General features: G+C 50.1%; 24 protein-coding genes. 7 read left to right on the top strand and 17 right to left on the bottom strand.

The genetic code is table 11. The features are described 5' to 3' along the window. Nucleotides 1-30 precede the first annotated feature (30 nt). Nucleotides 31-987, bottom strand: a complete 957-nt coding sequence (ric, locus tag L1278_RS17515; protein WP_253406323.1) for an iron-sulfur cluster repair di-iron protein — start codon at nt 985-987, stop codon at nt 31-33. 192 nt (nt 988-1179) lie between these two features. On the opposite strand from ric, the gene L1278_RS17510 reads away from it, so the two are divergent. The 3 genes from L1278_RS17510 to L1278_RS17500 all read left to right on the top strand — a co-directional run bounded on the left by L1278_RS17510 (nt 1180) and on the right by L1278_RS17500 (nt 7276). Then, complete coding sequence (locus tag L1278_RS17510) at nt 1180-4479, top strand: vitamin B12-dependent ribonucleotide reductase (RefSeq protein ID WP_253406322.1); 3300 nt, start codon at nt 1180-1182, stop codon at nt 4477-4479. 252 nt (nt 4480-4731) lie between these two features. Then, nucleotides 4732-5778 carry a hypothetical protein gene (locus tag L1278_RS17505; RefSeq protein ID WP_253406321.1) on the top strand — a complete coding sequence of 349 codons (1047 nt, stop codon included), beginning with the start codon at nt 4732-4734 and terminating at the stop codon, nt 5776-5778. A 79-nt stretch (nt 5779-5857) separates the two neighbouring features. Next, nucleotides 5858-7276, top strand: a complete 1419-nt coding sequence (locus L1278_RS17500) for a hypothetical protein (RefSeq protein WP_253406320.1) — start codon at nt 5858-5860, stop codon at nt 7274-7276. Nucleotides 7277-7390: 114 nt separating this feature from the next. On the opposite strand, the gene L1278_RS17495 is transcribed toward L1278_RS17500, so the two are convergent. The 3 genes from L1278_RS17495 to L1278_RS17485 all read right to left on the bottom strand — a co-directional run bounded on the left by L1278_RS17495 (nt 7391) and on the right by L1278_RS17485 (nt 9897). Continuing rightward, a complete protein-coding gene (locus tag L1278_RS17495; RefSeq protein WP_253406319.1) occupies nt 7391-8704 on the bottom strand; it encodes a hypothetical protein in 1314 nt (437 codons plus the stop codon). Between the two features lie 3 nt (nt 8705-8707). Further along, a complete protein-coding gene (locus L1278_RS17490; protein WP_253406318.1) occupies nt 8708-9148 on the bottom strand; it encodes a hypothetical protein in 441 nt (146 codons plus the stop codon). A 101-nt stretch (nt 9149-9249) separates the two neighbouring features. Then, complete coding sequence (locus L1278_RS17485; RefSeq protein WP_253406317.1) at nt 9250-9897, bottom strand: thioredoxin family protein; 648 nt, start codon at nt 9895-9897, stop codon at nt 9250-9252. A 375-nt stretch (nt 9898-10272) separates the two neighbouring features. Here L1278_RS17485 and L1278_RS17480 point away from each other — a divergent pair, with 375 nt between their 5' ends. The 4 genes from L1278_RS17480 (at nt 10273) to L1278_RS17465 (ending at nt 14192) form a co-directional block, all read left to right on the top strand. Further along, nucleotides 10273-11466 carry a proline dehydrogenase family protein gene (locus L1278_RS17480; protein WP_253406316.1) on the top strand — a complete coding sequence of 398 codons (1194 nt, stop codon included), beginning with the start codon at nt 10273-10275 and terminating at the stop codon, nt 11464-11466. A gap of 68 nt (nt 11467-11534) precedes the next feature. Further along, complete coding sequence (locus L1278_RS17475) at nt 11535-13340, top strand: hypothetical protein (protein WP_253406315.1); 1806 nt, start codon at nt 11535-11537, stop codon at nt 13338-13340. A 6-nt stretch (nt 13341-13346) separates the two neighbouring features. Then, a complete protein-coding gene (locus tag L1278_RS17470; protein ID WP_253406314.1) occupies nt 13347-13796 on the top strand; it encodes a 6-carboxytetrahydropterin synthase in 450 nt (149 codons plus the stop codon). 165 nt (nt 13797-13961) lie between these two features. Then, nucleotides 13962-14192, top strand: coding sequence for a hypothetical protein (locus L1278_RS17465; protein WP_253406313.1), 231 nt, complete (start codon nt 13962-13964; stop codon nt 14190-14192). Nucleotides 14193-14276: 84 nt separating this feature from the next. Here L1278_RS17465 and L1278_RS17460 read toward each other — a convergent pair whose 3' ends face one another. The 13 genes from L1278_RS17460 to nosZ (L1278_RS17400) form a co-directional block, all read right to left on the bottom strand. After that, nucleotides 14277-15044 carry an ABC transporter permease subunit gene (locus tag L1278_RS17460; RefSeq protein WP_253406312.1) on the bottom strand — a complete coding sequence of 256 codons (768 nt, stop codon included), beginning with the start codon at nt 15042-15044 and terminating at the stop codon, nt 14277-14279. 3 nt (nt 15045-15047) lie between these two features. Further along, entirely contained in the window at nt 15048-15761 is a 714-nt protein-coding gene (locus L1278_RS17455; protein ID WP_253406311.1) for an ABC transporter ATP-binding protein, read from the bottom strand. Further along, on the bottom strand, nt 15694-17022 hold the full coding sequence (locus L1278_RS17450; protein WP_253406310.1) for a nitrous oxide reductase family maturation protein NosD: 1329 nt from the start codon (nt 17020-17022) through the stop codon (nt 15694-15696). The genes L1278_RS17455 and L1278_RS17450 overlap by 68 nt, the downstream gene beginning before the upstream one ends. Then, a complete protein-coding gene (locus tag L1278_RS17445; protein ID WP_253406309.1) occupies nt 17006-17473 on the bottom strand; it encodes a nitrous oxide reductase accessory protein NosL in 468 nt (155 codons plus the stop codon). Before L1278_RS17445 ends, L1278_RS17450 begins: the two co-directional genes overlap by 17 nt. A 16-nt stretch (nt 17474-17489) precedes the next feature. Beyond that, nucleotides 17490-18071 (bottom strand): hypothetical protein, encoded by a 582-nt coding sequence (locus L1278_RS17440; RefSeq protein WP_253406308.1) that lies wholly within the window; start codon nt 18069-18071, stop codon nt 17490-17492. 82 nt (nt 18072-18153) lie between these two features. Next, nucleotides 18154-20196, bottom strand: coding sequence for a Sec-dependent nitrous-oxide reductase (gene nosZ / locus L1278_RS17435; protein ID WP_253406307.1), 2043 nt, complete (start codon nt 20194-20196; stop codon nt 18154-18156). A 16-nt stretch (nt 20197-20212) separates the two neighbouring features. Beyond that, nucleotides 20213-20758, bottom strand: a complete 546-nt coding sequence (locus L1278_RS17430) for a cytochrome c (RefSeq protein WP_253406306.1) — start codon at nt 20756-20758, stop codon at nt 20213-20215. A 296-nt stretch (nt 20759-21054) separates the two neighbouring features. Next, nucleotides 21055-21822 (bottom strand): ABC transporter permease subunit, encoded by a 768-nt coding sequence (locus tag L1278_RS17425; protein WP_253406305.1) that lies wholly within the window; start codon nt 21820-21822, stop codon nt 21055-21057. A gap of 3 nt (nt 21823-21825) precedes the next feature. Beyond that, complete coding sequence (locus L1278_RS17420; RefSeq protein ID WP_253406304.1) at nt 21826-22533, bottom strand: ABC transporter ATP-binding protein; 708 nt, start codon at nt 22531-22533, stop codon at nt 21826-21828. Beyond that, nucleotides 22496-23794: a nitrous oxide reductase family maturation protein NosD gene (locus tag L1278_RS17415; RefSeq protein WP_253406303.1), complete on the bottom strand. Its 1299-nt coding sequence runs from the start codon at nt 23792-23794 to the stop codon at nt 22496-22498. Before L1278_RS17415 ends, L1278_RS17420 begins: the two co-directional genes overlap by 38 nt. Next, nucleotides 23778-24245 carry a nitrous oxide reductase accessory protein NosL gene (locus L1278_RS17410; protein WP_253406302.1) on the bottom strand — a complete coding sequence of 156 codons (468 nt, stop codon included), beginning with the start codon at nt 24243-24245 and terminating at the stop codon, nt 23778-23780. The genes L1278_RS17415 and L1278_RS17410 overlap by 17 nt, the downstream gene beginning before the upstream one ends. Continuing rightward, the gene (locus L1278_RS17405; RefSeq protein ID WP_253406301.1) at nt 24242-24844 is read right to left on the bottom strand and encodes a hypothetical protein; all 603 of its coding nucleotides are present in this window, start codon (nt 24842-24844) and stop codon (nt 24242-24244) included. Before L1278_RS17405 ends, L1278_RS17410 begins: the two co-directional genes overlap by 4 nt. A 90-nt stretch (nt 24845-24934) precedes the next feature. Further along, on the bottom strand, nt 24935-26953 hold the full coding sequence (gene nosZ, locus L1278_RS17400) for a Sec-dependent nitrous-oxide reductase (protein WP_253406300.1): 2019 nt from the start codon (nt 26951-26953) through the stop codon (nt 24935-24937). Nucleotides 26954-26978: the final 25 nt, after the last annotated feature.

Below are 26978 nucleotides of genomic sequence, written 5' to 3'. Positions count from 1 at the left end.
CTCCCCTGTTTTTAAGAGAGGGCCGTGGGGTTACTTCAGCACTTCTTTCTCCAGCTCCAGCGCTTTCGGGAACAGCACGTTGTTCTCGAGGTGGATGTGGCGGTGCAGGTCGTTCTCGAATTCTTCTAGTTTCGAGAACATTACTCTATACGTGGCGCAGGCGTCGGCTGGCAAAGTGAAGTCATCTGTCAACTTGCGGATAGCCTCCATTTCGCCACCGGCTGACTCGTGCTCCATCTCCATCATGTTGATTGGGTTCTGGATGCTGCCGAAGGCCGGACGGTCCATCTTCACGCCATTTTTCTTAGCCTCTTCCATCTGCTTGATGAACGGGAACAGCACGCGCTCCTCTTTCGGCATGTGAGATTCCAGCTCGTTAGCTACGTTCACAAAGTGCTTGGCTACTTCGATCACTTCGGGGTGACGGGTACCGTGTACACGGGCTACTTTGGTAGTATATTCGTACAGCGCAGGTATAGCCTCGCGCACATAGCTATGGTGCATGTTTACGATGTAGTCGCCCAAGAAGCCCAGGTCCCATTTGTCGTATTCGTTTCCGCGTGAGGTCTCAGCAGTTTTCTCTGGCATAGCGTTGAGTTCGTACTCCAGTTGCTCCTGGCTGATACCTTTTTCTTCGCAAGCCTGCTTCAATGATTTTTTACCGTTGCAACAGAAGTCGATGCCATACTTCTTGAACACTTGTGCCTTGCGGTAGTCTTTGGCTACGAGTTCACCTACTGTCTCTCCTTCTTCAGGAGTCAGTTTCGAGATTTTCACTTCCCATATTTCCGGTCCCTGCAACAGGTATTCCCACTTAAAGATATTACCGCGCTCACCCAGCAACTGGTAGTACAGTGGCTTCGGGTCGTGGTCGTTGTGAATCACAAAAGCTTCGCCGCCATTCAATTTGTCAAACCACTGGAAAATGGTCGGGTGCTTCATGCGTGGTTCCAGTACAGTTACGTCTAATTTGTCTATGGTTTCCATGGTGTTTTTTTGTTGAATTGTTCTGTTATAAATGATTGCCGATGTAAAGGTATACACAGGCAGAACAAAATAAAAGATAAAAAGGTCTTTTTTTCTTAAATATTTTTCTGATATATTTATCAAACCATTTACAGCAGCTTCTGGCGAAAGTTAAGCAACTGAGAATCATACCTTTAACCCAACAACTATTTTATGAAAAAAGAGCACGCAAAAAGCGATGGCCTACCGGTCCATCGCTTTTTTACTCGGCAGGGTGAGAGCCCCTATACCTTGTATGACTATGAAAAAAGGTCCTCTACTATCCGCGACCCTTCCGGCGGCATCGTGGCTGAGATAAAAGACGTGGAGGTGCCCGCGAACTGGTCGCAAATTGCAACTGATATACTTGCCCAGAAGTACCTGCGCAAAGCGGGTGTTCCGCAGCCAGATGGCAGCACGGGAGCAGAAAAATCGGTGAAGCAGGTGGTGCATCGTCTGGCCGACTGCTGGAGAAGCTGGGGCGAAGGGAATGGCTACTTTAAGACCAAGGAAGACGCGCAGGCTTTTTACGACGAACTAGTGTACATGCTCCTCGGACAGTATGCCGCGCCTAACTCACCGCAGTGGTTCAATACGGGCCTCCACTCCTCTTATAAATTAACCGGTAAAGCACAGGGACATTATTATGTAGACCCCAAAACCGGGAAGCTGAAAGAATCGACTTCGGCCTACGAACGTCCGCAGCCGCATGCCTGTTTTATACTGGCGGTGGAAGATGACCTGGTGAACAAAGGCGGTATCATGGACCTGTGGGTGCAGGAAGCGCGCATCTTTAAGTATGGTTCTGGCGTGGGCACCAATTTCTCCAGCATCCGGGGCAAAGACGAAGCGCTTGGCGGCGGTGGCAGCTCTTCTGGCCTGATGTCCTTCCTGAAAATTGGCGACCGTGCGGCAGGAGCGATTAAGTCGGGTGGTACGACGAGAAGGGCGGCCAAAATGGTGTGCCTCGACCTCGATCATCCCGAGATTGTGGAATTCACTAACTGGAAAAAAGCAGAAGAGAAAAAAGTGGCGGCCCTGATTGCGGCGGGTTACCCTTCGGACTACAACGGGGAAGCCTACCACACCGTGTCGGGCCAGAACTCGAACAACTCGGTGCGTGTACCGAACTCCTTCTTTAAGGCCTTACAAAACGACGAACCGTGGCACCTGCATGCCCGCTCTACGGGTAAGGTGATGCAATCTATACCTGCCAGCGAGTTGTGGGACCAGATAGCCGACGCGGCCTGGTCCTGCGCCGACCCGGGACTGCAGTTCGACACGACTATTAACGAATGGCATACCTGTCCCGATGAAGGACCTATCCGCGCCTCGAATCCCTGCTCGGAATACATGTTCCTCGACAACACAGCCTGCAACCTCGCCTCGCTCAACCTGATTCGCTTTTTTGATGCTTCCACGCAGACATTCGATGTGGCCGCTTACCGCCACGCCTGCCGCCTCTGGACGATGGTGCTGGAAATTTCGGTGCTGATGGCCCAGTTCCCCTCCGAAGAAGTGGCGCAACGCTCCTACGATTACCGTACCATCGGGCTCGGCTATGCCAACCTCGGCGCTTTGCTGATGGTGCAGGGACTGGCTTACGACAGCGACGAAGCCCGCACCGTAGCCGCCGCGCTGACCGCAATTATGACGGGTACCTCCTATGCGACTTCTGCCGAGATGGCCGCTGAACTGGGGGCTTTTCCGAAGTATAAGCCTAACGCAGATGCCATGCTGCGCGTCATCCGCAACCATCGTGCGGCTGCGCACAACCAGCCTGAAGCCTACGAAGGTTTGGCTATACCTGCGCAGCCGCTCGACCCTGCCCTTTGCCCCGACTACCTGCACCAAGCCGCCTGCGCTGCGTGGGACGAAGCCTTGGAACTGGGCCAGAAACACGGCTACCGCAACGCGCAAGCCACGGTTATCGCCCCGACGGGCACTATCGGTTTGCTGATGGACTGCGACACGACGGGCGTAGAGCCGGACTTTGCGCTGGTGAAGTATAAGAAGCTGGCCGGTGGCGGTTATTTCAAGATCATCAACCAGTCTATACCTGCCGCGCTGCGCAAACTGGGCTATACCGAAGCCGAAATGCAGGCCATCGTGAACTACGCCAAAGGCCACGCCACGTTCAAGGGCGCTCCTCACATCAACGAGACGTCACTAGCTGCTGCCGGCTTCACGCCAGAGGAAATCCAGCAGCTGGAAGCGGGCCTGTTGACAGCCTATGATGTGGCCTCGCTGTTCAGTGTGTACAATCTGGGAGAAGCTTGTCTGCAGCGGCTTGGTTTTGTGCCCGAACTCTACAACCTGCCTGACTTCAACCTGTTGCGCGCGCTGGGCTATACCTACCAACAGATAGAAGAAGCCAGTGACTATATCTGCGGCACCATGACTACTGAAGGCGCCCCATACCTGCGCGAAGAACACTACCCGGTGTTTGACTGCGCCAACCGCTGCGGGCACAAGGGCAAGCGTTTCATCAAGCCCGAAGGACACATCCAGATGATGGCCGCCGTGCAGCCGTTCATTTCCGGGGCTATCTCCAAGACCATCAACCTGCCCAACGAAACCACCCGCGAAGAAGTGGCCCGTTGCTACCACCTGTCCTGGGAACTGGGCCTGAAAGCTTGTTCGATTTACCGTGACGGCAGCAAGCTTTCGCAACCGCTCTCGTCGAGTAGCCAAAAAGCTGAAACCGACAAAGCACCAGACACGGAATTACCGCAGACCGACAACAGCATTAGTGCCGAACAAGTGTTGCAGGCGGCCAAAGCCATTCTAGAAGACGCCGCCAACGAGCCGTTCCGCAAGCAACTCGCCCACATGGTGGAGCGCCGCAAGCTGCCGGACAAGCGCACCGGTTTCACCCAGAAAGCCAAGATTGACGGCCATACCGTGTACATCCGCACGGGCGAGTATCCGAACGGTGAGCTCGGCGAAGTGTTCATCGACATGTACAAGGAAGGCGCTTCGTTCCGCTCCATCCTCAATTGTTTCGCTATTGCGGTGTCGCTGGGGCTGCAGTATGGTGTGCCGCTGGAAGAGTTCGTGAACCGCTTCACCTTCACCCGCTTCGAGCCGGCGGGCCGCGTGGAGCATCCCAACATCAAGTCCGCCACCTCGGTCTTCGACTACCTCTTCCGTCTCCTCGGCTACGAGTACCTGAAGCGCGAAGACCTCGTGCATGTGCCGAGTGAGAAGAACTTGGAACCGGCCACGCCAGTCGCCCCGGCTATACCTGCCGTTGCCACGCCAGCGGCCCAGCCCGAGCCGGCCACCGATGTGAAAACCAATGGCTATACTCTGGTGACCCAAAGCCGCACCGTGCTGATGGAGCAGACTCAGCAAGTGCTGGCCAGCATGATGGGCGACGCCCCCATCTGCAACGTCTGCGGCCACATCACCATCCGCTCCGGCACCTGCTACAAATGCCTAAACTGTGGGAATAGTTTGGGGTGTAGTTAAGGGAGTTTAGTGGAAATGAAACAGGAGCGTCTGGGTATAGGCGCTCCTGTTTTTTTTTGTTTAGGGTAGTTATCTGGGCCATTATATAAAAAGAGCTATATTAGTTTCTTTGAATGCCACTAGTAGGTCTTAGTAAGATTGAAAAATCACTAATCTTTACAAACGTACCTTTCCATATATGAGGTATAAACGCCCTAGAGACTTTTACACAGTAGTTGGTGATAATATAAATAAAGAGCAAACTAAGCAATAATGAAACAAGAAGAAAACTCGTTATATGAAGATTTTGAAAATTTAGTAAGTAAAATATTAAAGAGAAATAAGTTTAAAGTAGAAGAACCGGCTAATAGTCAATTTGACTTTTTGTCAACATTTGAAAATGAAATCTTTTATATTGAGGCTAAACTCTACCATTCTAAATTCCCAAGAATTGATTTATTGCGTACTGCATGTTACAAATTATCTTCCTTTAAAGACAGAGATAATATTAGGCTAGTATTGATAGTATCCAGTCTAATTACTCCAAGCCTTAAACAGGAGTTGTATAGTGAAACGGGTGTGACAGTATGGGATATAAAGGAATTATTCGCCTTGTCAATTGACTTTGCTGAACTATTCTATGATCTACAAAATATTGTTTCTAGAGCCTGGAGAGCACCCTTAGATGATATTACAATTGTTGATAATAATTTCAAAGAAACAATCATCTTTAATGCTATATTCTCCGAAACAGCAATAAAAGCTCAACAGCGTCCTTCTAAAGGAAAACAATTATGCAAAGAGCTAAATGAAATAAAACCTGGAAAGACCGAAGCTTCCAAATATGAAAACAAATGCATAGAAATACTTAAATATCTTTTTGATAAGAAAACTGATTTAACTCTTTGGGAAAAGCAGCTTACCACAGATGATGGGCTGAATAGATATGATTTACTGTGTAGAATTATTTCCTTTCAAAACAATTTTTGGGCTGAACTTTCAAATGATTTTCATGCAAGGTATATAGTTTTTGAATTTAAAAATTATACAGACAAAATTAAACAAGGGCAAATTCTAACAACGGAAAAGTATCTTTATTTAACTGCTCTGCGGTCTATAAGCTTTATAATTGCTAGAAACGGAGCAGATGAGAATGCAATAAAAACCGCCAAAGGATCATTGAAAGAAGCTGGCAAACTTATAGTAATATTAGATAATAAGGATATTTGTGAAATGCTTGATATTAGAGATAGTGGAGATGAACCAACAAAATTTTTGAGAAGAAAGATAGACGATATGCTTGTAACACTTAATAGATAATATACTTCCACCAATAACAGCTAAAAAGCATTTAACTGCTTTTTAGCTCAACCATTGACTGCAACTTAAAAAAAACTAAATGAAAGAAGTTAAGGGTATAGGATTTGACTTTCCAAGTGAAGATGATGATTTCATCCGTTTAGATAGTTTTTCATCTCTCGCTGACACTGATATTGCGGTATTTTCACCGGACTTATCAACGACTAAATACTCTACCTATGATAGTGGAAATAGTTTTTGGGGCAGTGGAGAATATGAAGGTAAAAAGCTTTACAATAAGGAGTCTTCTGCGTTAATCAAAGAACATTCAAAACATTGGCAGAAGGAATTGTTGCATTTTATTGAGACAGGCAGGACACTTTTTATTACTCTACCCCCCAAGCATGATTTCTATATTTATACAGGCAAAAAAGACATAAGTGGAACAGGTAGAAATCAAAAAACAACACACCACGTCTCACCTTTTTCAAATTACGATTTTTTGCCATTTAGCTTTATGGAATATCATTCTGCTACAGGCAAAAATGTAATACCTAAGTCAGATTTAGTTAACGACCTATTCAAACATTTTAAAGATTTATTTAGCTATGAAGTATACCTGAAGTCACCTAAGGATTTAAAAGGCATTTTTACAACTAAAAATGGAGATAGGATTCTAGGGGCTTCGCTTAAAATAAAAGATGGGCATGTTGTTTTTCTACCATACTTTGATTTCAAAGACAGTAAATTCACGAAGTATGAAGAAGAAACAGAAGAAGAATATTGGGCTGATGAAGCAATTAGGCTTGGTAAGATTTTAACAAATTCATTGGTTTCAATTGATAAATCGATTAAGAGTGAGAAACCAAAAACCCCAAAACCTGAATGGATTGGCTTAGAAGAATATGCTCTTGAGAATGCTAACGAAACAAAAAAGTACATAAAAAAAATTGAGAGAGAAATTGAGAAGAAAAACAATGACCTTATAGAATTGAATAAAGTACTTGAAGAACAAGAGAGTCTAAAAGGTTTGCTTTATGAAACAGGTAAACCACTTGAATTAGCAGTTTTAAAAGGATTAAGGATATTAGGCTATATCGCTGAAAATTACGATGATGGAGAATTAGAATTAGACCAAATTATTCTATCACCAGACGGGTATAGATATATAGGAGAGTGTGAAGGAAAGGATAATAAGGATATTGATGTTTCAAAATTCAGACAGCTTTTGGATGGGTTGAATGCAGACTTTGAAAAGGAAGATGTTATTGAAAAGGCTTTTGGATTATTATTTGGTAATCCTCAACGGCTTATTTCTCCTAAAGAAAGGACTTTGGACTTTACAATCAAATGCAAATCAGGGGCTAAAAGAGAAAAAATTGGCCTAATTAGGACGAGTGACTTATATGGTGTCTGTAAAATTGTTCTCGAGAAGAACGACCTAGAATTCGCAAAAAAATGTAGAGATGCAATTCATAATCAATTGGGAGAGGTAATTGTATTTCCAACATATGAATAGAAAACTAATAGCTATCAGCCATTTGCCAAAAGTAGCAATAAGGAATGAAATTCATTAAAAAAGTGGGTGGCTTTCTTTAAGAGACATTCCACGCAACAAATTTATATCTCAATCCTAAAATCCTGTAAATCCTGATTTAGACAATCTCCCCACCCCACTCACCTTTAACCCCAGCTGCCCCAGAAAAAACAACCCCAACCCCACTGGCATAGGCACACTCGCCCAGAACATCAGCCAGTTGAAACTCGGCAAAGCCGACAGCCCGAGCCAGAGCAGAGTGCCTTGCCCGAACAGCATCAATTCCGTGGCGAAGAAGCCGGTCAGAAAAAGCGTCAGCCCGATACCGCTATACCTGCCGAGCCGGTAGAGGCCTTGCTGCAACAGGAAAGCCAACACAAATAGCGACACAAAACCGAGTAGCGACAGGTGCAGATAGCCGATGATGAAGTAACGGAGTTTATAAGCCAGATCGGCCATATACGGAAAGGCAGAAGCAGTTTGCAAAGCCAGTTTCAGCACGAAAAATACCAGCGCCATTCCTACCAAAATACGTACCCAGGGTATGAGCAAAAGCACTGCTTCCGCCCATACCCACCGCACCACTTTTATCAGGTATAGCAAACCCGCCAGTTGCATCGCCACCGACAAATACCCGATGGCGTATACCCAGTCCGCCGGTTTGGTCCACAGCACCGAGAGCGCATAGGCTGGCAGACAAGATAAAGCGAGTAACCAGAAGGCCCGCATGGCCCAGCCTCGGTTGAAGTATACCTGGTGGTGCTCCAGAAACCAGAACAGAAGCCCGAGCACCGCAAAAGTAAACCAGCCGTTGTACTGGAAATGCAGGTAGAAATAGATGGCTGAGTAGTAGAGTTCACCGCCAATGGTGCCCTTCGCCATAATTGGCCCCATGGCCCAAGGACCGATAGATGATACCACCATAAACAACAAAGCCGCCCCGATGTACTTCAGGGAAGTGGCGTGTGTGCGGGTGTCGATGTTAAGTTGCACATGCTTCCAGTAGCTGCGGGCAAACCAGTAGCTGAGCAAAATGTGCATCGTCGAGAAAATGATGGAAAACAGCGCATAGCCCTGCACCGGAAAGGTAAACAGCATGCCCAGCACCGATACCTGCGTCAGGAAAAACTGCCGTCGGAATGACTTACGCGCAGCAGAGGTAGCCACCGGAAAAATGTAAAGCAAGGCAGCAAAAAAAGCGCAGTAAAGCCAGCCCAACAACGCTACATGCGAGTGCGCATGCAGGAAATATTTAAAATTGACGCCGTCCACAGGCGACACCATCAGCCAGCGCAAAAAAAGCCCCAGCACTGCCACCAACGCAAAATACCCCAGCGCGATGCGTGCCCGCACCAGGGTATCCTGTCCTGTTCGTGGTAACTGCTGTGGCTTTTGACTGACTCCGGTCATCGTTTACTCAAAGTACTGATTGTATTCCTGTAGTCGCGCACTTACACGCGCAAAGGCCGCTTCAGACTCGTGCTCATCTTTTTCAGCAAGCATATTTACATCCTCCACCAATGGCATCAGGTATACGTGCAGCATGTCGTGGGAAGGGCCTTTCATGCGGCAGTCTTTAAAGAGCTCCTGCATTTCCGCTTTCATTGAAGTACCCAGATCGTTGTAAGCTGCTGCAGAATTGTTCTCGGCCTGCAGGTTAAACTCCTGCACCATACCCTGCAACTGGGCCATGTGGCGATTGGTTGGCTCGTCGGCTTTCCAGCGTTCGGTGCCGTTCAGGGCCAGGACCTGCTCTTCGTGCATCACTTCAGCATGTTCTGTTTCCAGGTCACGCTCAGTGCCGCACATGGAGGTTAAACTGGCCAGGAAAATCGCAATGATAACTAGTTTCATTTGAAGTTTTTTTAAAGGTTATTGGAAAGGATTTTAGATATAGCACATCATCCCAACTTCTCACTAAATCAACTTATCTGCTCAAAGGTATCGAAACCTGTTTATCTGGACAGGACTTCCTGCCCTTCACCTGTCACAGGTATAGCCTGCTGCACCAGCCTGAGCAAATCCTGCTGTAGCGACTGACTGCGGTCTTTGGCGTAAAGAGTGTGTACCAAGGTGTGTATCTCCTCTTTCGTAGCGGCTTGATTTATCTCCCGAAACTGCAGCACCTGCTCAAGTATCGCCAGCGGTCGCGGTCCCCAGGTAAAGATGCGCTCGTTCGTTTCAGCGTTCAGGCAGATCAGCTTAGGTATAGCGCGGCTGCCGTTGGTGAGGCAGGTGTCCATCCAGGCCGGGTTTTCGTCTCGCAGGATAATGGTCAGTTCGATAGTAGGAACCGCCTCGGCGATAGCGGCCAATGCTGGCAGCTGTTGCGCTCCATCCCCGCACCACGACTCCACCAGTACCACCCAATGCCACTCCGAGCGCGGTTGTTGCAGAGCCGCCAACAATTCAGGATCCATTTTGAATTGCTTTTCCACACGCTTCATGCGCTGTTGGTTGAGTTTGGTGAAGGCGATGCGCTCTTCGGTCTGTTCCGGGCCTGTCGTCTGGTTTTCGGCCACAAGGGTATCCACCAGTTTTTTGAAGCTTTGATAGGTCAGCGGGTTGATTAGTTCTGGAGTAAGTATATCAGGGGTGTTCATATGACGAGTAGTTTAATTTTACTGCAAGTCTAGCCAAACCTACCACACTATAAAATGACTTAAGTCACTCACATACAATATTTAACAAACCTTAATTCAATTGTAAAAACAAATACACATAAAATGATCTATGTCATTATTTAGACTAACTATCCTCATTTCCGGGGTGTAGGAACAGGGCTAACTTGTGCCTTCATCCAAGCTCGTATCTACCTGCCATGCTGCATCGGTTATTTGGTGGCCCAATGCCCAGTTGACATTTAATATAGTCGCGGATATTGCCCTAATGACTATGCCCCAACTCCAAACCCTGCTGACCTAATAAACTGCTATACCTGAATTAGAAACACTTTCATCCAAAGAACAGCCACATACATGAGTACGACAACCATACAACCGACCAGCACTTTCGACCCGAACGACCTGAAGATCGCTTTCAGCAACAAAACGGACAAGGAGCTTAAACTCGCCCACTTCCTGTTTAAGATGATGGGCAAACCCACTTTGGTAAAGCTGGGCGGCCTGGCCTCGGTCTGGGCACTTAAGCTGGGGCTTCCGATCAAGGGCCTCGTGAAAGGTACCATTTACAGCCACTTCTGCGGGGGCGAAACAGCACAGGAGGCCCAACGCGCCATCCGCCGCATGGCCAACGCAAGGGTTCACACCGTGCTCGACTACGCCGCCGAAGCCAAAGAAGACGAAGCCGGATTTGACCACGTGCTCGACGAGATCATGCGCAACATCCGGCTGGCAAAAGTGACAGGGGAAATTCCCTACATCAGCGTGAAGCTGACAGGTTTAGGCTCCCGCGATATTTTCCAGAAACTGCAGGAAGGCGCACCACTGACTACAGAAGAACAGGCCGCTTACCAGCGTACCGAAAACAGGCTGAACCTGATCTGCAAGACTGCTTACGAAACCAACATAACGGTATACCTCGACGCGGAAGAAAGCTGGCTGCAGCAACCCATGGATGAGCTGGCCGAAAAGATGATGCTGCGCTACAACGAGCGTCGCGCCGTGGTGTTCAATACGCTGCAAATGTACCGCACCGACCGCATCGCCTACCTAACCGATTTGCTCAAAAGAAGCGAAGGGTATGATGTGATTCTGGGTATAAAAATCGTGCGCGGAGCTTACATCGAAAAAGAGCAGGAACGGGCCGCCGAGCATGGTTATCCAAGTCCGGTCTTCCATATCAAAGCCGACACCGACCGCAGTTTTGACGGAGCCATTGACATTTGCCTGCACAACCTGCACCGCGTCGAGCTCTGCGCTGCTACCCACAACGAGGCCAGCACCCGCTACCTCGTCAACCAGATCAACCGCCAGGGTATAGCCGATCACCAGAAGCGCATACACTTCTCGCAACTCTACGGTATGAGCGACAACCTGACCTACAATCTGGCAAGTGCCGGCTTCAACGTCTCCAAATACCTGCCTTACGGCGACGTAGCCACTACCCTGCCTTACATGATCAGGAGAGCGGAGGAAAACACCTCTATTGCCGGGCAAATGGGTAGGGAATTGAGCTTGCTGGAAGCAGAAATGAAGCGGCGGGGGTTGTAACCTTCTCTGAGTCAAATGACAGAAAGGATATAAAGTAAAAAAATCAAACTGATACAGAATTTTCATTCATGATCAAAAACACACCGCACACCTTCCACATCCCGGTAATGGGCCTGGCCTTCTCCATCGACTCGCCTATGAAAGTGGCGCAGTACGGTATCTCATCGGTTGTCTCACTCAGCGACGATACCCTGATCGAGCAGATGCGTGAATACTACAGTCAGGTATACCAGGAGCCCTTCACGCCAATCACGCAAAAGGAAGAAGACTACCGTGCCCGTCGCATAACGGCTTACCTGAACCTGGCCGACCGCATTGTGAAACTCCAGGTAGAGGCTTTGAAACAAGAGCCCTTTGATGCGGAGTCGCGCCTGACCAAGTATTTTTTGTTGCTTCCTGACCCTGCACCACTGAAGGCGATGTACAGAAAAATGCTGCAGACCAGTAATCCGGAGCTGAAGAAAATCATGCAGGATGAGTTGCGCCAGGCCGTGGTGCCCGGAAGCATTGATGTGAACATCATGACCAAGCTCGACAAAACCAATTACGACAAAGACGGCAACCCCCTGCCAACTGAGTACTCCGACGCGCTGGCCGCGCTACGTGGTTTTGCCAAAAGCACGGTGCACGCTTCGGTAATTTTTTCGGCAGGTATGAACATGCGCCTATACAGTTACCTGGAACAGTTCCCGTGCTTCTTCCCGGACAAAAACGGCTACCTGCAAAAACAAGTGGTGATTAAAGTGAGCGACTACCGCTCGGCATTTGTGCAGGGCAAGATACTGGCCAAAAAAGGCATCTGGGTATCGGAGTTCCGCATTGAGTCTGGTCTGAACTGCGGTGGTCACGCATTCGCTACGGACGGTTATTTGCTCGGCCCGATCCTGGAAGAGTTCAAGCAAAACCGGCAGGCGATGCAGGACGAGCTCTATACCTTGTTCAGCAACAGCCTCGCGACCAAAGGCTACGCTATACCTGAAACTGCGCCTACCATGCACATCACCGTACAGGGCGGCATCGGCACATCAGATGAGCACAACTTTTTGTTGGAGCACTACGACATGGACGCCGCCGGATGGGGCACGCCGTTCCTGCTTGTACCCGAAGCCACGACCGTTGACGCCGAAACCATGGAGAAGCTTGCCCGAGCGAAAAAAGAAGACCTATACCTGAGTCCGATCTCGCCGCTTGGTGTACCGTTCAATTCGCTGCGTGGCACCAGTTCCGAAGCGCTGACGCTGGCCCGCATCGAGCGTGGCAAACCGGGCAGCCCTTGCGAAAAAAAGCACCTGGTATCCAACACCGAGTTCACCAAAGAACCTATCTGCACCGCCTCCCGCAAATACCAGCGCAACAAACTGGTGGAGCTGCAGGGATTGGGACTAACGGAAACGGAATACAAAGCAAGAGAAGCTAAAGTGCTCGAGAAGGAGTGCCTCTGCGAAGGATTGGCCAACACGGCACTGGTGAAGTTAGGTATAGCCCGCAAAGCTGTTGCGTCTCGCCCTGTCGCCATTTGCCCGGGACCAAACCTGGCTTACTTTTCCAACATCTTTAAACTGCAGGAAATGGTCGACCATATCTACGGTCGCGTGAACGTGCTGAACAACACCTATCGTCCGCATGTGTTCATCAACGAGCTGAACATGTACGTACAATATTGGAAGAACAAGAAGGCCGAACTACAGGAAACCATGACCGATAAGCAGGAAAAATACCTGCAGATTTTCTGGCAAAACCTGCAACAAGGTATAGCTTATTACAAGGAACTGGTGCCGACACTTTTCAAGGACCAACTCGATAAGCGCGTGCTGATGCTGGATGAATTATTGGAGGCAGAAGACCAACTGCAATTGGCGAATCAGAAGATCTAACAGCATATGAGTAGAATACGATTAACCCGCCTGTTTTCATTTGAAGCCGCGCACGCCCTCCAGAACTACAAGGGTGGCTGCCGCAACATTCACGGGCATTCTTACAGGCTGGAAGTAACCATCATTGGCACTCCCATCATGAGCGAGACGCATCCGAATGACGGTATGGTGATGGATTTCAAGGATCTCAAGAAGATCGTACAGGAAACCCTCATCGACCCGATCGACCATGCCTTGCTGCTCCGTCAGGACGCGCCGCTGGAATTGGTAGAGGCACTGCGACACCTGGAGCACAAACTGGTGCTCACGCCGTTTCAGCCGACCTGCGAGAACATGCTGATCGATTTCAAACAGCGGCTCAGGCACTTGCTGCCGGATTACGTGGAGTTGCATAGCCTCAAGCTTTGGGAAACGGAGAAGTCCTTTGCGGAGTGGTATGCCTCGGATAACGCGTAGCTAAGAATCCTTACTTTAAAAACCACCCTGTTCGCTTGGCTAAGGTCATGAACGGGGTGGTTTTTTTGTGTCTCCTCATCATGTTGTAGCTGGTTGTCAGCACTATACTTTGAAACGAAGCCGCTTTAAACTCGTTTTAGAGAGTTCAAACCAATACGTACGACTATGAAAAAGACACTTATAATTTTTGTTGGTATTTTCTTCTTCTCCTGCAGTTCTGACAATACCACACGTGACACCGCCGATGACGCCAATACACGCGACGCCGAAACAATAGATGAAAGCGTAGAAATCGGAGCTGGTGAAGAGGTAAGCCCACAACTTGACATGCAGGACGACACAGCAGCTTTCGAAGTAGACACTGTGTCGAATACAACCGATACAACTCGACGATAACATCACACCCAAAAAAATCCCCGCCTTTCGCAAGACGGGGATTTTTTTTGGGTGTATAGCAGATGATTAGCTTTTCTACCGGACCTAAAGATCCCTCCTAATAAAGGCCCTTCTGGAGAGCAGCAGTGGCACCATTACCCAAAGCACGAGCACCAGAAAGGCGATGCCCACGCCCCAGGCGCTGCCAAAGATGCTCTTGTACAACGCGCCCGTGTAGCCCATCATAGCCGAGACGTCCAGGTTGAGCAGCACCATCACCCGGCCCAGATCCACCGGGTTGAGGGCCGTCAGCGCCAGGGTGGCGTACTCAAGCGGGTAGTCGCCAAAGGAGTAAAGGATGAAGAGCACGATGCCGTCGTAGATCAGGGCAAAGTAGAACCAGAGCATAAGCGCAATGCCTATACCTTTGGCTTTATCCCTGGTAATGACCGAGGCCAGAAAAGCCAGGGCCACGAAGATGAAGGTGATGAAGAGGCCCGTGAGCACAAGGTAGAGGCCAGTGGCCCCGGGCGCGAACAAGAGCACCGGTATACCGACCCCGATCAAAAAAGCGGCAGACAGGGAAAGGGACACGCCCAGGTACTCGCTCAGAAAGATCTTGCTGCGGCGGATGGGCTGGGAGACCAAAAGCTCCATGAACTCGTAGGAGTTGTAGAAGTGGGTGGTGGCGAAGACGATGCTGATCAGTGGCACAGTCAGCAGCACCAGGTTCAGCAAGCTTAGCAAACCTTTGTCGGGGCTGCCGCCCAGGTTGAAGAGGCCGATGGAGAGCAACAGCAGGAACAAGGTATAAGCGACAACGATCTTGCTGCGCAAAATGTCATACAATACGTACTTGATGATCTTGTTCATGGCTTATATCACCCTCCCTTCGTTCATGATTTTAGCGACCGCACGGCTCAGGCGTGTTTCCTGCGTTTGTGCTTTCAGGTCAGAAATAGTTTCATAGAACATCACATTGCCGTCTACCAGGCAGAGTATCTCGTCGGCCACTTCCTCAATCTCGCTCATCACATGCGAGGTGATGAGCACCAGCTTTCCTTTCTTTTTCTCTTTCAGGATTTTACCTTTCAGGATCTCGGCCGAGATCGGGTCGAGGCCGGCAGTTGGTTCGTCCAGAATCAGGATCTGCGGGTCGAAGAGGAAGGCCAGCGCGGCGCTTACTTTCTGCTTCGTGCCGCCCGACAGGGAGCCCATTCTTTTGTCATACATATTTTGGAGGCCATAGAGGCCAATCAGTTCTTCGTCGATCACGGCGGCCTTTTTACGGATGTCGCGCACCATCTCGATCACCTGCCGGATCTTCATGTTCTCCGGGTACTTGCCGATCTGGGGCATGTACCCGATCTGGCTGCGGTAGAGGTGTTTTTTGAGCACGCTCTCCCCGTTAATTTTAATATCGCCACTGTCGGGCAGCACCATGCCCAGGATGCACTTGCTCATGGTGGTTTTGCCTGCGCCATTCGGGCCTATAATCGATATAACTTTACCTTCTTCGAGCTTAACGCTCACGCCACGGAGCACTTGCAGTTTGCCGTAGGACTTGTACAAATTCTCTATTGTTATCATGATCTATCTTCTTCATTAAGGGCTTTTCGTCCACCAGGGTCTGGGGGATGATACTTGGCATTACTTTTTCCATGTTGTCCAGCAGGTCTACCATAAAGCTGCGCATGAACATAATGGAAGGCGGCACCTGCTCCACCAGCATGGAGTATAGGCTCACCGGCCGGTAGGGCACATCGCCTATGCCGTCTTTATCCAGGTCGTATCCCGTGTATTTGTCCCAGTAGTTATGCTCAAAGTAGTTGTGCTGTGCATTCCCGTTGGTGCTGATGTCAAAAGAATTACCAGTGAAGTTGTTCAACCGGAAAGTATCGTCTATACACGTGGTCATCAATTTGATAGCCCAGCCGTTACGCTCGAAAACATTGTTTTTGAAATCCAGGCGGCTGGAGCTTTCCATGTGTATACCGGTGGTGTTGCGCCGGAAAATGTTGTTGTGAATAAAGCTGTTGTTTATTTCTTTCAGGAGTAGTCCGTAGGAGGCGGCGCCCCAGTTGTCCTCAAAGGTGTTATACTCCATATGGACGTTGGTGGTATACATCACGGCCACACCGGCCCCGTTTTTCTGGAAGGTGTTATGAGTGTACACGTTGTTATCTGAAAACATAAAGTGCAGACCATAGCGCATGTTCTGGTGACTGATGTTACGTACTACCTTGCTGTTCTTCACTGTCTCGAGGTAGATGCCGTCCCGGTGGCCCTGCACATCATTCCCGATGATCTGCACGTCGTCGGTGTAGTACAGGTGGATGGCATTGCCGAGCGAGGATTCCGTCCTGCCCAGGTTCTCCCCTTTTATCACGTTGTCTTTGATGACGATGCTGTCTGCGTACTGCAGGTATATCCCGAAGTAGGTCTTCAGGATAGTATTGTTCAGTATCTGGATGTTGTTCTGCTGCTTGACCCGGATAGCCGCATCATCGCGGGTATAGCTGGTGGCCACGTTTTGCAGCGTGAAGCCCTGAATGGTGACGTTGTCAGAAGCCACCGTAATGATCTGGCCGCTGTTATTGCCGTCTATTACCGGGTTGTTTTGCCCGATCAGACGGATGGGTTGGGTGATCGTTATACCTGACTCTTTGTACGTGCCTCCGTCCACAAGCACCACATCGCCAGCTTTGGCTTTGCTGACGGCCTCTTTCACCGAACGATACTCGCAGGTAGTGCACACCTTTAAGGTGCCGCCGACAGCCTGCAGGCTCGTCAGCAGCAGCACAAAGGCGCATGCTGTCCAGATTATAATATGTTTACTCGGGTTTCTCATTATTCCTCACGGCTTGTTTAACCTCCTCCCAGTTCAGCAGGCGGCCTCCATACTCCTGTTGCATCTTGTTGGCCGTCGCCTCGTCCGCCACAGCGGACAGGAACATGCCCATGGGGCTTGGCAACTCTGCGCTTTGCAGGAAATGCGCCTTGTCCACCTCAATCAGGGTATTCGGGTTAGCAAAGTCTGTTACCAGCAGATAAGCCGCTTTGTCGCTTATCTCAGCCTGTTCCAGGGTATAGGACGCCAGGCACTCGGCCGCGTCGAAGTAAAGAGCCTTTCCTTTGTCGTTCACCAGTTCAGCGCCATACCGGTTATCCGACACTGTCATCTGGCAATGGGTGCAATTGGCCTCACCATAGGGCACAGGTTTTGGCTCCACTGAGCAGCCCGCCGTTCCAAAAAGTAGGAGTAGGAGGCTCAGTGTGTAAAGGGTGGGTTTGTGTAACATGTCGAAGATTTTCGGGTTAAGTAGAATTGATTTTACGCTTGCTTAATAGGTATACGAGTCCGCCTATGACGATAGCCAGGAAGATGCCTATGCTACCCCAGGCGGGCAGCGAGAGCGCATTGAAATTGAGTAGTGCTTTATGGCCCAGCAAGGGCGGAATGTACGTCATGCCTGGTACTTTGATCGGAGCAGTGGGATCGAGGTTGGTTCCGAATTTGTACAACCACCAGTAGAAGTCGGCAATACCGGCAGCGCCTGCTATAGCCAACAGGATAACCCAGTACAGCACCAAATTCCTCCTGCCAAGCAGCCCCACGATCACACCCGTCACCATAAAGAAAATGACAATATAGGGCATATACTTGAGCTCGGCAAAAGATTCGGGGTGAATTGCCTCCATCCCGATGTAGTGATTCAGGATATTGAAATTCTGCAGTACGTGGTCCGAGCTGCCGCCCAGCTTGTCTATCCAGATGTGCAACTCTAACCCTTCGGGATATTGCGGCGCCTCCAGGTATATCTTCCACATCGGGAGGAGAAACAGTGTACCAAGTGACAAAGCTGCCACGACCATCAGTATTCTCAGGTATATGCGCATCTTTTTCCGTTTAGTTTAGGGTATAAAAAGACAGCGAAGCCTGGATTTAACAAACTCCGCTGTCCTTCACAATCAGCTAATCTTATTTAATATTTGCACTTGCCTGGGCCGGCGGTACCGGTCGCTTCTCGCCAGTCGAGAACTTGATAGCAGGGTTAGATCCTCTTGGCGACACCCGCACGTAGCCCTGCATCTCCTGGTGGAGGGCAGAACAGAAGTCCGTACAGTAGAAAGGATATATGCCTGGCTGTTTAGGCACCCAACGTAGCGACTGTGTGGCGCCCGGCATGATCAACGTCTCGGAGTTGTTGGCGCCCATCACGGCGAAGCCATGCGGCACGTCCCAGTCCTGCTCCAGGTTGGTCACGTGGAAGAGTACAGTGTCACCCACCTGCACACCTTCAATGTTGTCTGGGGTAAAGTGGCTTCGGATGGAAGTCATGTTAATTTTCACCGTCTTGCCGTTGCGCGTCACACTCACGTCAGACTCTTTTTTCACGGCATCCGGGTGGGTATTCTCACCGAGCTTGAAGAACTTGACGCTGTTCGGCGCCACTTTATCTGCTTCGATCGCCTGCGCGTAATGCGGTTCTGCCAGGGTCGGGAAGTCGAGGAGCAGCCTCATTTTATCACCGCTGATGTCGATCAGTTGGGCAGCATGCACCAGTTCTGGCCCGGTCGGCAGGTAGCGGTCTTTGGTGATCTTGTTCATCACCACCAGATATTTGCCGTTTGGCTCCTTAGTATCTCCACCCGGAATCATCAAGTGGCCCGGCGAATAGTAAACCGGTATTCTGTCCAATACCTTCAGGTCTTTCACATTCCACTTCACCACTTCCGACGACACGAACATGGTAGAGTAGCCATTGCCTTTGTTGTCGAACTCGGTGTGCAATGGTCCCAGACCCGGCTCTTTTACTTCGCCATACAATACAGACTCGTACTTGAATACCGGAATACCATTTACCTCGCCGTCAAAATCCTTGTTCTCGATGGCCTTCTGCATTTTAGAGAAAGAGAACACTGGCAAGGACGAAGCCAGCTTGCCATTCACTACCATGTACTCCCCAGTTGGGTCCACGTCAATGCCGTGCGGCGACTTAGGCGCCGGTATCAGATACATCATGCCCGGGCATTCTTCCGGCAGCAGGTACCGAACCTTTTTTATAACATTGGATTTAGCCTGGTGCGAACCATGGTCCATCGTGTTATGGTAATAGTTGGCTGGCATTTCATGCGCCTTGCCCTCTGCGGCATACTTGGCAGCCAGTTTCCAGTTGATGGCGGCCAGGTAGTCGCGGTCGTTCTGCGAGGCGCCGAGCTCTTTCAAAGTGCGGGCCCGCTCTGTGTTGTAAGTCGTAAAGAACACCCAGTCTTCGGAAGGTCCTTTACCACCGTTTGCCAGGTCATAGTCAAAACCGGGCACCAGCACCTGGAAGTCCAGCTCCATGTGGCCATCCTCTTCATTTGTTTTGATGAAAGAGATAGAGCCCCTAAACTTGTCTTCATACTCCTCCAGGCTTGCATCTCCCATGCCACCTTTTTCCAGATCCAGGGGAACTGAGAAGCGGGTACCTGCCAGAATGTATTCGTTATTGTTGGTTGGGTATGGCGAGCAGTGGTTACCGGCAGAGTTCGGGATCTCCATGATCTCTACGGTCTCAAAAGTAGTCAGATCCACTTTTGCCACACGCGGTGTGTTGTTGCCATTCACATACAGGAACTTGCCATCCGCCGTACCATCAGTGCGCGACAGTTTCGGGTGGTGCAGGTCATCCCAGGGCACGAAACCGTGAGAGGTCATCAGCATTGGTTTGGTTTCCTCGTTATAGCCGTAGCCGTTTTCAGCGAATTGCGAGAAAACAGGGATCACTTTGAGCAGTCTGCCGGAAGGGAGGCCATATACCGATACCTGCCCGTTGAAACCTCCAGAAAGGAAAGAGTAGTATTCATCATGCTGTCCAGGTGGAACATAAACTGCAGCCGAGGCCTCAGAGTCCACTACATCTGATTTCTGACCTCCTTCCCCTCCTCCACATCCCTGCAGTACCGCACCCGCCATCAGCGTAAACAAGACGCCGATCCTGGGTGCTATCTTTTTTAAATTGCGGTTAAGTACTTTCATGTTCTTTAGGGTTTAATTATTTTCCTTGTGCCTGGAGGTCATTTTGTCTTAAGAACTCCAGTATAGCGCGTGCGTCCGTCTCGTTAATGTTCTGGTTGGTCATTTGCGTCAGGTGCTCAGCCAATAGTTTCTTGGCGGTAGGGTCTTTCTTGGTCATTTCCTCCGGATTGATCACCATGTTCATGATCCATTCCGGCTTGCGCTTTTCTGTTACCCCCAACAAGCCCGGGCCGACAATTTTCTGGTCGGTTAGCTGGTGGCAGGCAGAACATTTCCCTTCAAAAATTGTCTTACCCTCAGCAGCCAGGGCATCATCAATGTTCTCACTTACTTCTATAGAAGAAACTGGTCCTATACCTTTGCCATCATCCTCTACAGGGGCCTGCTCCTGCTGGTGTGCCAGCCCGGTTTGCTCCTGAGACTCAGTTGCATTTTTTTCATTATCACCTGATGAACAACTAAAAAGCAAAGAGCCACAAAAAAGGGCCACAACGCCATACCTGATAGATCCGGGCAATTGATCTCGAAGTAATTTCTTTAGGGAAGAAGACTGATTTGTCATAGTTTTGATGGTTTAGTTGGATTTCTGTTAAGCATTACTGCGAATGTGTACGCACTATAGTGTTTACGGTTTATTTTGGGGGTGTTTCCCATGCCCTTGCCGCACTTTTCAGAACTCGATTTTTTAATACTTTTTCCTGACACCCGAGGCAAAAATTCTAAAATAGAAGAACTCCCTAACCAGACTTGAAAAAGCCTTTGGCTAAAACGCAAAAGAGCGCAGGCCTTTCGACCTGCACTCTTTAACACACAAACACTTTCAATTTTTATGATGTAGCAAAGGGGGTTTTTCCCATGCTACAAATCCCTTCTGGTAAAGGCCCTTCTGGAGAGCAGCAGTGGCACCATTACCCAAAGCACGAGCACCAGGAAGGCGATGCCCACGCCCCAGCCGCTGCCGAAAATGCTCTTGTACAACGCGCCCGTGTAGCCCATCATGGCCGAGACGTCCAGGTTGAGCAGCACCATCACCCTGCCCAGGTCCACCGGATTCAGGGCCGTCAGCGCCAGGGTGGCGTACTCGAGTGGGTAGTCTCCAAAAGAATAGAGGATGAAGAGCACAATGCCGTCGTAGATCAGGGCGAAGTAGAACCAGAGCATCAGGGCTATACCTATACCTTTGGCTTTGTCGCGCGTGATGACCGAGGCCAGGAAGGCCATGGCCACGAAGATGAAGGTGATGAACACGCCCGTCAACACGAGGTATAGGCCCGTAGCGCCCGGCGCGAACAGCACTACTGGTATACCTATACCTATCAGGATCGCGGCTGACAAGGACAAGGTTACGCCCAGGAACTCACTCATAAAGATCTTGCTGCGTTTTATCGGCTGCGACACGAGCAGTTCCATGAACTCGTAGGAGTTGTAGAAGTGGGTGGTGGCAAAGACGATGCTGATCAGCGGTACGGTCAGAAGCACCAGGTTGAGCAGACTCAGCAGACCCTTTTCCGGACTACTGCCCAAGTTGAAAAGGCCAATGGAAAGCAACAGCAGGAACAAGGTATAGGCCACTACGATCTTGTTCCGGATAATGTCATACAGTACGTACTTGATGATCTTGTTCATGGTCTAGTCCTCCTCATTCATAATTTTAGCAATGGCACGGCTCAGGCGCTCCTCGTTGGTGTTCTGCTTGATACCGGAGATCGTGTCGTGGAATTTCACGGCGCCGTCCATCAGGCACATCACCTCGTCGGCCACTTCCTCTACTTCGCTCATGATGTGCGAGGTGATCAGGATGAGCTTGCCCTTTTTCTTCTCTTTCAGGATCTTACACTTGAGTATTTCCGCCGAGATCGGGTCGAGGCCGGCGGTCGGCTCATCGAGAATAAGCACCTGCGGGTCGAAGAGGAAGGCCAGTGCCGCACTCACTTTCTGCTTCGTGCCGCCCGACAGGGAGCCCATTCTTTTGTCATATATATTTTGGAGGCCATAGAGGCCAATCAGTTCTTCGTCAATCACGGTGGCGTCTTTGCGGATGTCGCGCACCATCTCGATCACCTGCCGGATCTTCATGTTCTCCGGGTACTTTCCGATCTGTGGCATGTAGCCGATCTGGCTGCGGTAGGCGTGATGTTTTAGCACGCTCTCCCCGTTGAATTTAATGTCGCCGCTGTCGGGCAGCACCATGCCCAGGATGCACTTGCTCATGGTGGTTTTGCCCGCGCCATTCGGGCCAATAATCGATACTACACGGCCGCCGTCAAAGTTCACGCTCAGGTTATCGAGCACCTTCAGCTTACCGTAGGTTTTGGACAAGTTTTCTATCGCTATCATGATCTATTTTCTTCATTTGAGGTCGGTCATCGACCAGTGTCTCAGGTATAAAACTCGGCAGCACCCGTTCGATACTATCCATCAGGTCAACCATAAAACTGCGCATAAACATCACCGAAGGCGGTACCCGCTCTACCAGCATAGAGTACAAACTCACCGGCCGGTAGGGCACATCCCCTGTTTTGTCTTTGTCAAGGTCGTAGCCACTGTATTTGTCCCAGTAGTTGTCCTCGAACAGGTTCATGGTGGGGCTGCCGTTGGTGCTCACATCAAAGGAGTTGCCGGTAAAGTTGTTGAGCCGGAAGGTATCCTGAATGCAGCTCGACAGCAGGCGTATGGCCCAACCGTTGCGCTCAAAATCGTTGCTGTTGATGTCGAGCCGGCTGGAACTTTCCATATAAATGCCGGTGGTGTTTCTGCGGAATGTGTTGTTTAGGATAACACTTTGCGAGATATCCTTCAGCAGCAGTCCGTAGGCGGCTGCGCCCCAATTATCTTCAAAGGTGTTGTGCTCCATCCGGATATTACGGGTATACATCACTGCCACACCGGCTCCGTTTTTCCGGAAAATATTTTGAGTATACACGTTGCCATCCGAGAACATAAAGTGCAGGCCATAGCGGTTGTTGCGCTCGCTGATGTTTTCGTGCACCTGGCTGTTTGTGACGTACTCAAAATAGATGCCGTCGCGGTGACCCTCTACCCTGTTGTTACTAATCTCGGCACCGTCGGTGCGCCACACGTGTATGGCATTGCCCAGCGATGATTCTATCTTTCCGGTGTTCTCCCCTTTTACCACATTGCCTTTTACCACGCTGTTGTCGGCGTTTTGCAGGTATATGCCAAAGTAAGTGTTGAGCACCGTGTTGTTCAGTATCTGGATGTTTTGGCGGTCTGCCACCCGGATGGCAGCGTCGTCGCGCATGTAGCTCACGGCCACGTTTTGCACTGTAAAGCCTTCCAGTTTTACGTTGGAAGATTTGATGGTAATGATCTGGCCGCTGTTCTGGCCATCGATTACGGGGTTGTTGCGCCCGATCAGACTGATGGGCTGGGTGATTTCTATACCTGACTCCTTGTACACGCCTCCATCCACAAGCACAATGTCGCCGGCTTTCGCCTGGCGCACGGCTTCTTTCACGGAGTGGTACTCGCAGGTGGTGCATACCTTTAGTGTGTCGCCGAAAGCAGCAGGGCTTCCCAGCAGGCACACCAAAGCATATGCGGTGCAAACTATTAGATATTTACTCAGGTTTTTCATTGTTCTTAACGGCTGTCATGGCCTGTTCCCAGTTCAGCAGGCGACCGCCTACTTGCTGTTGCATTTTGGTAGCTGTGGCTTCATCTGCCACGGCCGTCAGGTACATGCCCATCGGGCTTGGGAGCTCTTTGCTCTGTATAAAACTGGCACTACGGGCGACCATCAGTTCACCGGGTTTAGTGAAATCTGTTACCAGCACGTAGGCCGCTTTTACTGCCTGATCCGGGTTCTGGTCCAGGTATAGGGCCAGACACTCGGCTGAGTCGAAGTAAAACGGTTTGCCTTTGTCATTGATCATCTCAGCGCCATACCTGTTGTCTGACACCGTCATCTGGCAGTGGGCGCAATTCACCTCGCCGTAGGCTATGGGTTGTGGCTTTACCTGGCATCCTGCCAGCAGGACCACAAACAACAGCACCAGGCAACTCATGTATAGGCTAAGAGATTTCATGCCATCACTTTTTTTGCACTTTTCACTTGCACCGTGCTGCGGCTGAAGAAGTATACCAGACCTCCCAGCAATATTGCCAGCCCTATACCTAAGCTACCCCATGCAGGCAGCGACAGAGCGTCGAAGTTGAGCAGCGTTTTGCTTCCGAGAAGCGGCGGCACGTATGTCATACCCGGTACCTTGATCGGGGCAGTCGGGTCGAGGTTGGTGCCGAATTTATTGAGCCACAAGTAGAAGTCGGCTATACCTACGGCACCGCTTATCATCAGCAGCACAACCCAGGAAAGCACCAGTTTTCTTTTGCCCAGCAGGGCTACCAGTATACCTGTCACCATAAAGAAGATGACGATATAAGGCATAATTTTGAGTTCGGCGAACGAGTCGGCGTGGATTGGCTCCATACCAATGTAGTGGTTTAGAATATTGAAGTTCTGGAGAGCTCCGTCCGTATCACCTGAAATTTTGTTTACCCAGATGTGCATCTCCAGTCCCTCGGGATACTGGGGAGCCAGCAGGTAGATCTTCCACATCGGAAAGAGAAATAATAAACCGAGAGACAGCGAGGCTATCATCATCAGCACTTTGAGGTAAGCTTTCATCCTTGTTTATTTTAAGGTGAAAATTAAAAATTAAGCGGAGGTTGCTTTGGGCAACCTCCGCTTTTGTATTGCCCGGCTTATACCTTTAGGTTAAGCGGCAGGCTTCTTTTTGCCTGTTGAGAAGGAAATCGGTACAGGAGAGCCTTTAGGAGATACTCTGATGTAGCCTTGCATTTCCTGATGGAGTGCAGAACAGAAGTCGGTGCAGTAGAATGGGAACACACCGGCTTTCTTCGGTACCCAGCGCAGCGTTTGCGTAGCGCCCGGCATGATCAGTGTTTCGGCTGTGTTGGCGCCCATCACCGCGAATCCGTGCGGTACGTCCCAGTCCTGCTCGAGGTTGGTCACGTGGAAGAGTACGGTGTCGCCTACCTGCACACCTTCGATGTTGTCCGGGGTCATGTGGCTACGGATGGCCGTCATTTTCACTCTCACTACGTTGCCTTCGCGGGTCACGCTGGCATCAGCCTCTTTCTTCACCGCATGTGGGTGCTTGTTCTTGGCCAGGTCGTAGAATTTCACACTGTTAGGTGCTACTTTCTCAGCTTTGATGGCCTGTGCGTAGTGCGGTTCAGCTACGGTCGGGAAGTCAAGGAGCATGCGCATTTTCTCGCCGCTGATATCGATCAACTGAGCAGAGTGCGACAGTTCAGGACCAGTTGGCAGGTAGCGGTCTTTGGTGATCTTGTTCATTGCTACCAGGTATTTGCCATCCGGTGTGTGCGTATCACCACCAGGGATCATCAAGTGACCAACTGAGTAGTAAACCGGCATTCTGTCTACTACAGTGAAGTCGCTCAGTTTCCATTTCACTACTTCAGAAGACACGAACATAGAGGTATAGGCGTTGCCTTTTCCGTCAAACTCGGTGTGCAATGGTCCAAGACCTGGCTCCGGCACTTCTGCTTTCAGCACAGACTCGTATTTGAACACTGGGATACCGTTGATCTCACCGTCAAAAGCCTTGTCTTCAATCGCCTTCTGCATTTTAGAGAAAGAGAATACAGGTATAGTCGCAGCCAGTTTACCGCTCACTACCATGTGCTCGCCGCTTGGGTCCACGTCGATGCCGTGTGGTGACTTAGGCGCAGGGATCAGGTACATCATGCCCGGGCAATCTTCCGGAAGCAGGTAGCGCACTGTCTTCTTGATAGTAGACTTGGCGATGTGTGTATCCTTGTCCATTTTGTTGTGGTAGTAGTAGGCTGGCATTTCCTTCGCTTTGCCTTCTGCGGCATACTTGGCAGCCAGTTTCCAGTTCACAGCAGCCAGGTAGTCGCGGTCGTTCTGCGATGCACCAAGCTCCTTCAATGAACCTGCACGTTCTGTGTTATAAGTGGTGAAGAACACCCAGTCAGAAGACGGGCCTTTGCCACCGTTTGCCAGGTCGTAGTCGAAGCCTGGTACAAGGATCTGGAAGTCGAGCTCCATGTCGCCTTTCTCCTGGTCAACTTTGATGAAGGAGATAGAGCCGCGGAACTTGTCCTTGTACTCGTCCATGCTCACGTCAGCTGTACCGCCTTTCATGTCGAGTGGCACAGAGAAGCGTGTACCTGCAATCACGTACTCGTTGTTGTCAGTTGGGTATGGCGAGCAGTGGTTACCGGCAGAGTTCGGAATCTCCATGATCTCTACAGTCTCGAAAGTAGACAGGTCGACACGTGCCACACGTGGTGTGTTGTTACCGTTTGCAAACAACCAGCGACCGTCTGTCATACCGTTGGTGCGTGACAGTTTCGGGTGGTGCAGGTCGTCCCAAGGCACGAAACCGTGTGAAGTGTTGAGCATGGCTTTCGACTCTTCGTTGTAGCCGTAGCCGTTCTCACCGTGCTGCGTGAACACCGGGATGATCTTCAGCAGACGGCCGGAAGGAAGTCCGTACACAGACATCTGTCCGTTGAAACCGCCAGACAGGAAAGAGTAGTACTCGTCATGCTTGCCCGGTGCTACATACACTGCCTGCGCAGCGTCTGAGGCAACACCTGCAGCCGTGGCACTACCTTCGCCAGGTCCGCTGCTGCAACCCTGCAGTACCGCACCGCCGGCCAGTGCCAGCGTAAAGGCCGCAGCAGGAGCCGCTTTTTTGATGGTGGTGAATAATGATTTCATCGTGGTTATGGTTTTTGCTGTTTTT

Origin of the sequence: Pontibacter sp. HSC-36F09, from assembly GCF_024171605.1 — a bacterium.
In the GTDB taxonomy this organism is placed as follows: Bacteria; Bacteroidota; Bacteroidia; order Cytophagales; family Hymenobacteraceae; genus Pontibacter.
This window is presented reverse-complemented; position numbering and strand designations above follow the sequence as displayed.

Bases quoted from the DNA above. Each gene is read 5' to 3' on its own strand.
- ric (WP_253406323.1), bottom strand. From the start codon at position 987: ATGGAAACCATAGACAAATTAGACGTAACTGTACTGGAACCACGCATG.
- L1278_RS17510 (WP_253406322.1), top strand. From the start codon at position 1,180: ATGAAAAAAGAGCACGCAAAAAGCGATGGCCTACCGGTCCATCGCTTT.
- L1278_RS17505 (WP_253406321.1), top strand. From the start codon at position 4,732: ATGAAACAAGAAGAAAACTCGTTATATGAAGATTTTGAAAATTTAGTA.
- L1278_RS17500 (WP_253406320.1), top strand. From the start codon at position 5,858: ATGAAAGAAGTTAAGGGTATAGGATTTGACTTTCCAAGTGAAGATGAT.
- L1278_RS17495 (WP_253406319.1), bottom strand. From the start codon at position 8,704: ATGACCGGAGTCAGTCAAAAGCCACAGCAGTTACCACGAACAGGACAG.
- L1278_RS17490 (WP_253406318.1), bottom strand. From the start codon at position 9,148: ATGAAACTAGTTATCATTGCGATTTTCCTGGCCAGTTTAACCTCCATG.
- L1278_RS17485 (WP_253406317.1), bottom strand. From the start codon at position 9,897: ATGAACACCCCTGATATACTTACTCCAGAACTAATCAACCCGCTGACC.
- L1278_RS17480 (WP_253406316.1), top strand. From the start codon at position 10,273: ATGAGTACGACAACCATACAACCGACCAGCACTTTCGACCCGAACGAC.
- L1278_RS17475 (WP_253406315.1), top strand. From the start codon at position 11,535: ATGATCAAAAACACACCGCACACCTTCCACATCCCGGTAATGGGCCTG.
- L1278_RS17470 (WP_253406314.1), top strand. From the start codon at position 13,347: ATGAGTAGAATACGATTAACCCGCCTGTTTTCATTTGAAGCCGCGCAC.
- L1278_RS17465 (WP_253406313.1), top strand. From the start codon at position 13,962: ATGAAAAAGACACTTATAATTTTTGTTGGTATTTTCTTCTTCTCCTGC.
- L1278_RS17460 (WP_253406312.1), bottom strand. From the start codon at position 15,044: ATGAACAAGATCATCAAGTACGTATTGTATGACATTTTGCGCAGCAAG.
- L1278_RS17455 (WP_253406311.1), bottom strand. From the start codon at position 15,761: ATGATAACAATAGAGAATTTGTACAAGTCCTACGGCAAACTGCAAGTG.
- L1278_RS17450 (WP_253406310.1), bottom strand. From the start codon at position 17,022: ATGAGAAACCCGAGTAAACATATTATAATCTGGACAGCATGCGCCTTT.
- L1278_RS17445 (WP_253406309.1), bottom strand. From the start codon at position 17,473: ATGTTACACAAACCCACCCTTTACACACTGAGCCTCCTACTCCTACTT.
- L1278_RS17440 (WP_253406308.1), bottom strand. From the start codon at position 18,071: ATGCGCATATACCTGAGAATACTGATGGTCGTGGCAGCTTTGTCACTT.
- nosZ (WP_253406307.1), bottom strand. From the start codon at position 20,196: ATGAAAGTACTTAACCGCAATTTAAAAAAGATAGCACCCAGGATCGGC.
- L1278_RS17430 (WP_253406306.1), bottom strand. From the start codon at position 20,758: ATGACAAATCAGTCTTCTTCCCTAAAGAAATTACTTCGAGATCAATTG.
- L1278_RS17425 (WP_253406305.1), bottom strand. From the start codon at position 21,822: ATGAACAAGATCATCAAGTACGTACTGTATGACATTATCCGGAACAAG.
- L1278_RS17420 (WP_253406304.1), bottom strand. From the start codon at position 22,533: ATGATAGCGATAGAAAACTTGTCCAAAACCTACGGTAAGCTGAAGGTG.
- L1278_RS17415 (WP_253406303.1), bottom strand. From the start codon at position 23,794: ATGAAAAACCTGAGTAAATATCTAATAGTTTGCACCGCATATGCTTTG.
- L1278_RS17410 (WP_253406302.1), bottom strand. From the start codon at position 24,245: ATGAAATCTCTTAGCCTATACATGAGTTGCCTGGTGCTGTTGTTTGTG.
- L1278_RS17405 (WP_253406301.1), bottom strand. From the start codon at position 24,844: ATGAAAGCTTACCTCAAAGTGCTGATGATGATAGCCTCGCTGTCTCTC.
- nosZ (WP_253406300.1), bottom strand. From the start codon at position 26,953: ATGAAATCATTATTCACCACCATCAAAAAAGCGGCTCCTGCTGCGGCC.